This window comes from Spartinivicinus poritis (genome assembly GCF_028858535.1).
GTDB lineage: Bacteria > Pseudomonadota > Gammaproteobacteria > Pseudomonadales > Zooshikellaceae > Spartinivicinus > Spartinivicinus poritis.
Genome location: NZ_JAPMOU010000030.1, coordinates 1 through 10,951, shown reverse-complemented (window position 1 = coordinate 10,951; position 10,951 = coordinate 1). Strand labels below are relative to the sequence as shown.

Here is a 10,951-nt window from a genome sequence, read left to right as displayed (position 1 = left end):
CGTTCAGAAAGATACATTAAATAGAACATCTATCAAACAATCTTGTTTCATTAGATAGTTAAAAATGAGACCTTCATTCGAAAGAAAAAAGACCGTGTGACTTGCTCTATAAATTTGATAGAACTGTTTCTTTTATAAAGAAATTCAAAGGCAATAACGCTTTAATGAGAGTCAGACTTAGCTTGAGACCTAGTGCTAAAAAGGCAGTATTAAATTGAAAATAAGAAGACAACTTGTCACTAAATTGAGGTATTACTGTATGACTAATGCACCTAAAGTGACAACTAGTGGTGGTATTAAGAAGAGCGCAAAAACCCCAGCAACAAATACTACCAGGGTTTTACTAGCTTACTAAAACGTGATTAATTTACATGCTTTATTCTGCGTTCTGTGTCCCTAAATGATTTAGCATAGACTCACTATACCAGTCGACAAAATTAATCACGCCAAATTCATAAGTTTTTGAGTAAGGACCAGGCTCATAAGCCATAGAGTTAATGCCTAGCTGGTTATCCTCCGCTAGCTTTCTATCTTGAGCGTTAGTAGCATCCCAAACCTTCCTTAGGTTTTCTACATTGTAGTCAACCCCTTCCACAGCATCTTTGTGAACCAGCCATTTGGTGGTTACCAGAGTTTCCTGAGGGCTAAGTGGTGTTACGATAAATGCAATCAAGTGATCACCCATGGCATGGTTCCATGAGTTTGGCAAATGCAAAATTCGCATTGAGCCTAAGTCTGGGTTTTTAATACGCCCCATCAGTTTTTTACAACCCTGTTTGCCATCCATAGTCATGGAAACAGTTCCTTCCATTAGTGGCATTCTCACAATTCGGTTTCTTAACCCATGTGAAACATGCTTGTAAGGAATTTTTTCTGCTTCCCAATCAGCTTCTTTGCGAGCCACATGAGCTTTAAAGCTATCTGAGGCACGAGGGTCTGTGGTGTCATCCCACTCTAATAAAGAGTTTAACAGTTCTGGGTGTGAACCATTACAGTGATAGCACTCACGGTTATTTTCAATAACAAGTTTCCAATTCGCTTTTTCAACGATATTAGACTCAACCGCTACTTTTGCGTTATCTAAATCATAAGGCTCTAAATAGTCAGCTAAGTCTTTTAAGAAGGGGGCAATCTCAGGTGGGGTTTCTGCTAGCGAAATAAAAATATAACCACCAGCTGTTTTGACATGAACAGGTTTTAATGAAAAGTTGCTCTTACAGAAGTCATCCCCCATTTCTGTTCCAGCAAAAATAAGCTGCCCATCTAATTCATAAGTCCACTGATGATAAGGGCAAACTAGCTTCGCTACCTTACCTTTCGGTTGCAAACAGACTTTAGAGCCCCGATGCCTACAAACATTATGAAATGCCTGTATTTCGTTATGCTGATTTCTTACCACTATTATTGGGTTATTGCCAATATCAATTGTAATAAAATTGCCTTTCACTGGTAGTTCGCAAGTTAAACCCACAAATAACCATTCTTTACAGTAAATTTCCTCCATATCAATTTGGAAAAGCTGAGGGTCATTGTAAAAGGGTTGGGGTAAGGAATAAGTTGGGTTACGATCTTGCAACATTTTGGCAACATCCTGGCGGCTAATGCCAGAGCTAGAAAGTTGCTTGATATCAATCAAGTTACCCATAGTGATACCTCATCATTAATTGTTATATACACGGCAACATTTGTAGGCTAGATCGTCCGTAATACTTGAATACCTCTAACTGTTTCTCTGTGTTTTTTGCCATATTAGGATTACTTAAAGCAATAGAGGTACACTTTTTATATTGCAGGCATTCTGATTAATAACCCCTCTACCCACATAGTTAAAAGCGACTCAGCAGAAGCAGGTTTCCGACGTTATTAGGGCAAGGGCTAACTACCGGCTGCAAAAACTATCTGTAGGTCGTTTTTAGATAATCTCCTATCCATCCCCTGACCCAAAATCCAGTTAAATCATAAATAGCCACGCTTACCTGCCAATACACGCGGTGGCTAAACAAAAAATAATAGCCAAACGGAAGAGAGCAGTGACATGACTCAAACCTTCGCCAATCCAGCAACATCAGATGTATGGCAGCCAGGTAGCACATTAAATGTGCGTTGTGTGGCTGTGATTCCAGAAACTCATGACGTGATGTCATTTTGGTTTCAGGCTGATAACCCAATGCTATTTCACTTCAAGCCTGGGCAATTTGTAACGTTAAATCTAACTATCAATGGTAAGCCTGTACAACGTTGCTACACCATTGTGACTTCACCTTCGCGCCCTTATTGCTTTGCCATTGCTGTTAAGCAGGTACCTGATGGACTTGTGTCAAACTGGCTACACGACAACTTGAGTGTAGGAGACACCCTTGATATTCAGGGCCCAGCCGGTATTTTTACCAGCATCGACTACCCTGCCGAAAAAGTACTGCTACTGTCTGGTGGCGTTGGCATTACGCCAGTAATGTCCATGGCACGCTGGTGGGCTGATACCATGGCCAATGTGGATGTGGTTTTTATTCACAGCGCCAGAACACCCGCCGATATTTTATTTTTAGAAGAGCTGAACAGACTAGATGCAGTAATGCCCAATTTTAAATTGGTCGTTATTTGCGAAAAGATTGAACCTGGCCAAAGCTGGTACGGCTATCGTGGCTTTTTACATAACAATATTCTTGATGCAACCACCCCAGACCTGCTAGAGCGTGAAATTTTCTGTTGTGGCCCTGGCCCCTATATGGCTGCTGTTCAGCAGATGTTGCAAGAAATTGGTTTCGACATGAGTCGGTACCATGAAGAAAGCTTTATCACTACCCCAGAAGAAAACCCAGAAGATGCAGCTACCTATATAGAAGCAACAATAGATGAGTCAGAACTCATTACAGTTGAATTTGCTGCATCCAGCAAAACTGCCGAGATTTTACCAGGTGAAACCATTCACCAAGCTGCCGGTAAGGTTGGCTTACACATGCCCAGAGCATGTGGTATGGGGCTTTGTGGTACTTGTAAAGTCCTGAAAAAGTCTGGCGATGTCACTATGAATCACAGCGGTGGTATTACCGATGAAGATATTGCAGAAGGCTACATTTTAAGCTGCTGTAGTGTCCCTCAAGGCAATGTTGTTGTCGATTTCTAAACCATTTTTATACACAACACCTGTTTTCTATCAAGACTGTGTGAATTAAGCGAGTAGGTAAGTAAAGATATGGAAAAGTACTCAGGTTTTGGCCTGCTCAAGCATGCCTTAAGCTACCACGAAAACTGGCAACGGGTATGGCGCAATCCCACCCCCAAGTCTAATTATGATGTGGTTATTATTGGTGGTGGTGGCCATGGTTTAGCAACCGCTTATTATCTTGCCAAAGAGTGTGGCATTACCAATGTAGCTGTTATTGAAAAAGGCTACTTGGGAGGAGGCAATACTGCACGTAACACCACCATTGTTCGCTCTAATTATTTATGGGACGAAGCAGCACTGCTTTATGAACACGCCTTAAAGCTCTGGGAAGGCTTATCACAAGACCTGAACTATAACCTGATGTTCAGCCAACGGGGGGTTTTAAACCTTGGCCATACCTTGCAAGATATGCGGGATATCGAGCGTCGGGTAAATGCCAACCGTCTCAATGGCATTGATTCTGAAGTCTTAAATACCCAACAAGTACAAGAGCTGGTTCCTATTCTTAACTGTTCCTCCAATGCTCGTTATCCAGTATTAGGCGCATCATGGCAACCTCGCGGCGGTGTTGCCCGTCACGATGCTGTGGCATGGGGCTTTGCAAGAGCGGCTGATGCTTTAGGTGTTGATTTAATTCAGCAAACGGAAGTCACAGGTATCCGCCGACAAAATGGCGCTGTTTGTGGGGTTGAAACCAAAAATGGTTTTATTGGTGCGAAAAAAGTCGGCTGCGTAGTAGCAGGCAACTCTGGGGTGTTAGCTTCAATGGTAGGCATGCGCTTACCGTTAGAATCCCACCCGCTACAAGCTTTGGTTTCAGAACCACTCAAGCCAATTCTTGATACTGTGGTTATGTCTAACCACGTACACGGCTATGTCAGCCAGTCAGATAAAGGCGATCTGGTTATTGGTGCTGGTATCGATAGCTATAACGGCTATGGTCAGCGCGGTTCTTTTGCCACTATCCAGCATACGGTTGCTGCCATTGTTGAAATGTTCCCAATTTTCAGTCGAGTACGGATGAACCGCCACTGGGGTGGGATTGTAGATACCTGTCCTGATGCTTGCCCCATTATCAGTAAAACTCATATTCCTGGCTTGTATTTCAACTGTGGCTGGGGAACTGGTGGCTTTAAGGCAACACCAGGCTCTGGTCATGTATTTGCCCATACCATCGCCAACGATAATCCACACACTTTAGCGGCACCATTCAATATCGACCGCTTCTACACTGGCCACTTAATTGATGAACACGGCGCTGCCGGCGTAGCTCACTAGCGGAGGGAACTGAAGATGTTGCAAATACACTGTCCTTATTGCCAGGAAACCCGTGAAGAAGATGAGTTTCATTATGCAGGGGAAGCACATATTGTCCGGCCAGAAAGTCCTGAATCGCTTTCTGATGAAGAGTGGGGAGACTATTTATTCTTCCGTAAAAACACACGGGGCCTGCATCATGAGCGCTGGTATCACACTGCAGGTTGTCGACGATTTTTTAATGTGACGCGAAATACCGTGACCTATCAAATTTTAGAAAGCTACAAAATGGGGGATAAACCTCAGGTAACAGCGGAGGGAGAGCAGTAGTGAGCCAAGTTAATCGCTTAAATCAGGGTGGCAGAGTTAACCGCAACCACTCCATTCGCTTTACCTACAATGGCCAGCAATATCAAGGCTTTGAAGGGGACACCATTGCATCAGCTCTATTAGCCAATGGTGTAGATATTGTCGGCCGCAGTTTTAAATACAGCCGACCACGAGGCATTGTCGGCGTAGGCTCTGAAGAGCCAAATGCCATCTTGCAAGTCGGCAGCACGGAAGCTACTAGCATTCCTAATTTAAGAGCAACCCAAACTGAGCTTTATGATGGGCTGGTTTGCGAAAGCGTTGCTGGCTGGCCTTCTGCTGAAAATGATGTGATGGGGCTGGTAGGCAAGCTGGGCGGAAAAATGATGCCTCCCGGCTTCTACTACAAAACCTTTATGTACCCTGAAAGCCAGTGGCTAACCTACGAAAAATATATTCGTAAAGCAGCTGGTCTAGGCCGAGTCCCACAGGAAACAGATCCAGACCGCTACGACAAAATGCACCACCATTGTGATGTGTTAGTTGTTGGGGGTGGACCTGCTGGTTTAGCTGCTGCTCTTGCTGCTGCAAGGGCTGGAGCAAGAGTTATTTTGGCAGACGAGCAGTCTGAGTGGGGCGGTTATTTACTCAACAACACAGAGACTCTTGATGGACAACCTGCCAGCCAATGGGTCAGCAAGGTTATTGGTGAGCTAGGCTCCTTGGCCAATGTTACCTTACTAAATCGCACCACTGCACTTGGTTATTATGATCACAACTTGGTAGCACTTGTGGAGCGCTGTACTGATCACGTCGGCGAGAATCAGCCTGGTGTTCGACAACGGCTACACAATGTTCGTGCTAGCCAAGTTATCCTCGCAGCAGGTGCTCAAGAGCGCCCTCTGGTATTCGGTAATAATGATCGCCCTGGCTGCATGCTAGCTTCTGCAGTGACTACCTACATTAATCGTTATGGCGTAGTACCTGGCAACAAGCTGGTGCTAATGACAACCAATGATTATGCCTACCAAACAGCGCTTGATTGGCAAGCCACTGGTCGCGAAGTCGTACTGATTGTTGACACCCGTGCCAATCCTCAAGGTGAGTTAGTCAAGCAGGCTATCAGCAAAGGTATCCGTGTTCTTACCGGGCATGGCGTAATCAATGTTAAAGGCAGCAAGCGAGTTAAAGCCGTTGAAGTAGCATCATTAAGTGCTGATGGCCAGCAACTGACTGGCAGTGCTGAGCAATATGAGTGCGATACGGTTGCTAGCTCTGGTGGCTGGAGCCCAATAGTCCACCTAAGCTGTCACACTGGCAGTCGACCAGTTTGGCGTGATGATATAGGTGGCTTTGTACCAGGCGAAACCCATCAGGCGCAATGGTGTGTAGGTGGCATACAAGGTACTTATTCACTGGAGAAAGCCTTACAAGAAGGGGCTGATACTGGTCTGCAAGCAGCGATTGAGTCCGGTTTTGGTAAAGGTGATCAAGCAATCGAGCTGCCTAAAACCAATGAGCCTAGCATCGAACAAGGCCAACTTTTATTTCACATTCCACACCATCAACCACCCAGCCGAGCGCCTAAGCAGTTTGTTGATTATCAAACGGATGTCACTGCTGCAGCTATCGAACTGGCAGCCCGAGAAGGCTTCGAGTCAGTAGAGCATGTCAAACGTTATACCGCCATGGGTTTTGGAACTGACCAGGGCAAGTTGGGTAACATCAACGGGATGGCAGTTTTAGCGAAGGCTTTAGGCAAAACGCTGGCTGAAACGGGTACTACTATATTCCGCCCTTCATACACCCCCACTACTTTTGGCGCTTTAACTGGCCGTGAAGTGGGTGAGCTGTTTGATCCTAAGCGCTACACCGCCATGCATAGCTGGCATGAGGCAAATGGCGCACTATTTGAGGATGTTGGCCAATGGAAGCGCCCATGGTATTACCCAAAACCAGGGGAAACCATGCATGAGGCTGTTGCCCGTGAGTGCCTGGCTACGCGAAATAGTGTAGGTGTTTTAGACGCATCAACTCTGGGCAAAATCGACATTCAAGGGCCTGATGCTCGCGAATTCCTCAACCGCATTTACACCAATGCTTGGAGCAAGCTGGCTGTCGGTCGTTGTCGTTACGGCTTAATGCTGAAAGAAGACGGGATGGTATTCGATGATGGGGTTAACTCCTGCTTGGGTGAAAACCACTTCTTATTAACCACTACTTCTGGTGGTGCCGCAGGGGTGCTGGAATGGCTGGAAAACTGGCATCAAACTGAATGGCCTGAGCTGGAAGTTTACTTCAACTCTGTGACTGATCACTGGGCGACTATTTCCATGTCTGGCCCTAACAGCCGTAAAGTGCTGGAGAAAATCTGTAACGACATAGACCTTTCCAACGAAGCCTTCCCATTTATGAGCTGGAAAGAAGCAACCGTTGCTGGTGTAAAAGCTCGAGTGTTCCGGATCAGTTTTACTGGTGAACTGTCTTTCGAGATCAATGTGCAAGCCAACTATGGCCATTATGTGTGGGAACAAGTGATGGCTGCTGGTGCCGAGTTTGGCATTACCCCTTACGGCACTGAAACCATGCACGTCTTACGGGCAGAAAAAGGGTTTATTGTTGTTGGCCAGGATACTGATGGTTCCGTCACTCCTTATGACTTAGGGATGGACTGGGCTGTTGGCAAAAACAAGCCGTTCAGTTTCTTAGGCAAACGCTCGATGGACCGTAGTGACTGCATTCGAGTTGATCGCAAACAGTTTGTGGGCCTCAAGCCAAAAGATCCTAATGCCGTTTTGCCTGAAGGTGCCCAACTAGTACTCAATCCTGATCAGCCCAAGCCAATGGCTATGGTTGGCCATGTAACCAGTAGCTATCAAAGTGCTTGCCTGGGCTATTCGATGGCATTAGCAGTGGTAAAAGGTGGCCACCAGAAAATGGGTGAGACTGTTTTTGCACCATTAGCAGATGGTCGCACTATTGAAGCTGAAATCTGTTCACCTATATTTTTAGATCCCAAAGGAGAGCGCCAAAATGTCTAGAGTCGCTGATGACGTATTTAATGACCAGCAATTGGCCGTACGAGCAGAGTCACCGCTCCACCATTTGGGTTTACCTGCTAAGCCTGCCAATCAGCTTCAAGGCGGGGTGCAGTTAAAAGAACTGGCATTACAAGGTCACCTTATTTTACGAGGTGACCCTAATAATGAGCTATTTTCCAAGGGGGTGGAAAAAGCCCTTGGCGTAGCATTACCCACCCAGCCTCATCAAAGCAGCCAAAGCAAAACAGCTGTCGTGCAATGGTTAGGGCCTGATGAGTGGTTAATTTTGGTAGATGGTGGTTCTGAGGCTCAAATAGAAAAAGAGCTGCATGAACACCTGCATGGCCACTATTTAGTTGTCGACGTTAGTGGCGGCCAAACCATTCTTCACTTGTCTGGAACAAATGCTGAGCAGGTATTGCAGAAATCTACGGGATATGACGTACATTTACGGAATTTCCCTGTCGGTAAAGGCGTGCAAACCACTTTAGCCAAATCTACTGCATTAATCCGCAGGATAGAAGATAACTACTTTGAACTAGTGGTAAGACGTAGCTTCGCTGACTATCTATGGCGGTGGCTGGTAGATGCTAGTGAAGAGTATGGCTTATCGATAGGTGGTTGATCGAGGCTGTTTCAAAAACTTCTTCCTCCCCTTCAAGTTGTCGCGAAAGCTGTTTCCCCCCTTTGATAAAGGGGGGCTAGGGGGGATTTAAAGTGACCATAGTTTTGAGCTTCTCCACTTTATTTACTTGTAAAAATCCCCCTCAATCCCCCTTTTTCAAAGGGGGAAGCTAGATGGTGCCATAGCTCTAATCCTCCTTTGATCAACAGGGAGCCAAAAGCACCAAGCTAAATTTCCCCATTGCGACAGCCTCTAAAATATTCTCTCCATTTGACCGCTTGCAGATTTCCCTTATCTGGTGAAAAATAACCTTTCTAATTAAGAATATATCTACGCAAATCATTTTTAGGTGTAAAAATATACTCACAGTGAAGGATTATTTAGGCGAGGCCACCAAGTGAGGAAGCCCTAGGAGCTTAGATAAGCTAAGTGACTAGGGTGACGAGCGATGGTAACAAAGCCTAAAGATCATTCGCGAAGAGTATACAACTGTTGATATGTAATATGAGTAGGGTTTCCCAGTCGCAGAAAGTAGCTGAGTTTTTAAAAGAAAATCCAGGTGAAAAATTCACTGCCCGGCAGATTGCTGAGGCTATTATTGCGCGCTATCCAGAAGACTATTTAGATAAACGCTCTAATCCTCGTTTTAGTGACGACAAAGCCTTTTTGCAGCAGATTGTGGCTGAAATTGGCGCCCAAAAAGCCAGTATTTTACGTCAAGATAATAAAATCCATTGGCAGGATAAGCCCAGGCCTAGAGTATATTGGTTTGAAGTGAACGCCAACGAAGAGGAAGAAGAGCCTGAGTGGCATGATTCAGATTTGGATGACGAAGATGCCGCCATTGAGGTTATCACCCAACAACAAATATTGGCGGAAGTAGAGCTGTATCCACTACTGGTTCAGTATTTAAAAAGTGAACATCACCTGTATTGCTTACGGATTGATGAAAAGCGCTCTCGAAACAGCCGTGGCAGTGGTGGCAATCACTGGTTACATCCAGATATAGTGGCTATGGAGCCAGTAGCAAAAGGCTGGAATGAGCTGGTGCAAACCTGTGTTCGGCAAGGTGGCAGCCAGAGTGTTCGGCTTTGGGCGTTCGAGGTAAAGCGCGAATTAACCCGAGCTACTGTGCGTAAGTCATTTTTCCAGGCTGTATCTAATTCCAGCTGGGCCAATGAAGGTTACCTGGTCACCACCAGTATTGCAGATACTTTAGTTGAACAAGAGCTAAGAATGTTATCAGCTTTGCATGGTATTGGGGTGATTTTGCTCGTCACAGAAAATCCTTTTGAAAGTGAAATACTTTTACCCGCCAGAGCCAGACCCGAAGTTGACTGGCAATCTGCTAACCGTATTGTTGATGAAAATGAAGATTTTCGCGATTTTATCGAGCAGGTTTCGATGTATTATCAAACAGGAATTTTAAGATCGAGAGATTGGAATAAAATTTAAAATAATAAAAGCTCCTGTTATTCTATCAGGAGCAACCAGGAGCTTAAGATTAAAATGCACCTCGGAATACGCCCACACACCAAGCTAATGCACTTAAAATTGTACCTATTAATGAAATATCCAATAAAGTACGCCAACCCGTTTTCATGCTACTAATAATTTGAAAATCACTAACATAAATAGTTTCGCAAGCGCCATTACCAGTATCATCACGGGTAGTACTAGTACCACGCGAACCACCTAGATGATTAGAATATTCAGACAACCAGCCTTTAACTTTTATTTGATCACCAATTTTTACATCTTTAATAGCATCACGAATCATTTCATTGTCAGCTATTAAATGATTATTGGATAACTCATTATTTTTAAATAGCTTATATTGCACATAATCATTTGTTTGAATATTGCAAGTAAATTCACCATTCCAAAATTCAAACTTATTTAAGTCTAGTTTTTTAGCATTATCACCCCATACCATACATAAGTCTGCAACATTTATATGGTCACTCCAGCGTTTATGGGAACCAAACTTACCATCATGATGGTTATAAGAAACTACTAGCCCAGTTAATTCATATTCATACTTAGGCTCCACTTTATACATCACATCATTCTTATAAATATTAAATGAATCTTTGCTTGTTCGCTGTTGTATTGGGGGTTCATCAATATCACTAACAAACTGAAATTCAGAACGAGGCGCAAAATCATTTCGAAACCAAAAAGCAGCTATCAATAAAATACTACAAATATAAAAAGACCAGTTTATCAACTTATGAGTTGAGCTTTTCGTTCGCACAGGCGTACCTCCTTCATATCATCCAGCTTCAACAGGGCCATTCATGACCCTGGCGGAGACATATTATGTCAACACTGTTTAATTTGCAACCACCTGAAAGAAACTTGCTATAAAACTTATCTACATTCAATGAGTTAGGTAACCTTGTTGACAACGCCTATCCAAACAAATGGTGCTTTATACCAATCCTGTTTATTAGCTTGTTAAAACAGCCCAGCACCTGGAGCACAAGCTTTTAATGTTATTTTTCTTATTCACAAATACATTCCATGCCTCACAACAAGACTCAACAATAT

The 10,951-nt window shown here is 44.2% G+C and carries 8 protein-coding genes; 6 read left to right on the top strand and 2 right to left on the bottom strand.

Translation table 11 applies throughout. The annotated features are described in order from the left end of the window. Positions 1-376 precede the first annotated feature (376 nt). The gene (locus ORQ98_RS19555) at positions 377-1,645 is read right to left on the bottom strand and encodes an aromatic ring-hydroxylating oxygenase subunit alpha (protein ID WP_274690504.1); all 1,269 of its coding nucleotides are present in this window, start codon (positions 1,643-1,645) and stop codon (positions 377-379) included. A 390-nt stretch (positions 1,646-2,035) separates the two neighbouring features. Between ORQ98_RS19555 and ORQ98_RS19550 the strand changes: the two genes are divergently transcribed. From ORQ98_RS19550 to ORQ98_RS19525, 6 genes are all read left to right on the top strand, one after another. Next, entirely contained in the window at positions 2,036-3,124 is a 1,089-nt protein-coding gene (locus tag ORQ98_RS19550) for an FAD-binding oxidoreductase (RefSeq protein WP_274690503.1), read from the top strand. A 69-nt stretch (positions 3,125-3,193) separates the two neighbouring features. Beyond that, entirely contained in the window at positions 3,194-4,444 is a 1,251-nt protein-coding gene (locus ORQ98_RS19545; RefSeq protein ID WP_274690502.1) for a sarcosine oxidase subunit beta family protein, read from the top strand. Between the two features lie 15 nt (positions 4,445-4,459). Next, complete coding sequence (locus ORQ98_RS19540) at positions 4,460-4,753, top strand: sarcosine oxidase subunit delta (RefSeq protein ID WP_274690501.1); 294 nt, start codon at positions 4,460-4,462, stop codon at positions 4,751-4,753. Then, positions 4,753-7,773 (top strand): sarcosine oxidase subunit alpha, encoded by a 3,021-nt coding sequence (locus tag ORQ98_RS19535; RefSeq protein WP_274690500.1) that lies wholly within the window; start codon positions 4,753-4,755, stop codon positions 7,771-7,773. The genes ORQ98_RS19540 and ORQ98_RS19535 overlap by 1 nt, the downstream gene beginning before the upstream one ends. Continuing rightward, a complete protein-coding gene (locus tag ORQ98_RS19530; RefSeq protein ID WP_274690499.1) occupies positions 7,766-8,398 on the top strand; it encodes a sarcosine oxidase subunit gamma in 633 nt (210 codons plus the stop codon). The genes ORQ98_RS19535 and ORQ98_RS19530 overlap by 8 nt, the downstream gene beginning before the upstream one ends. A 504-nt stretch (positions 8,399-8,902) precedes the next feature. After that, on the top strand, positions 8,903-9,853 hold the full coding sequence (locus ORQ98_RS19525) for a COG2958 family protein (protein WP_274690498.1): 951 nt from the start codon (positions 8,903-8,905) through the stop codon (positions 9,851-9,853). Positions 9,854-9,902: 49 nt separating this feature from the next. Here the strand turns inward: ORQ98_RS19525 and ORQ98_RS19520 are convergent, their stop codons facing one another. Beyond that, complete coding sequence (locus ORQ98_RS19520) at positions 9,903-10,655, bottom strand: hypothetical protein (RefSeq protein ID WP_274690497.1); 753 nt, start codon at positions 10,653-10,655, stop codon at positions 9,903-9,905. Positions 10,656-10,951 lie beyond the last annotated feature (296 nt).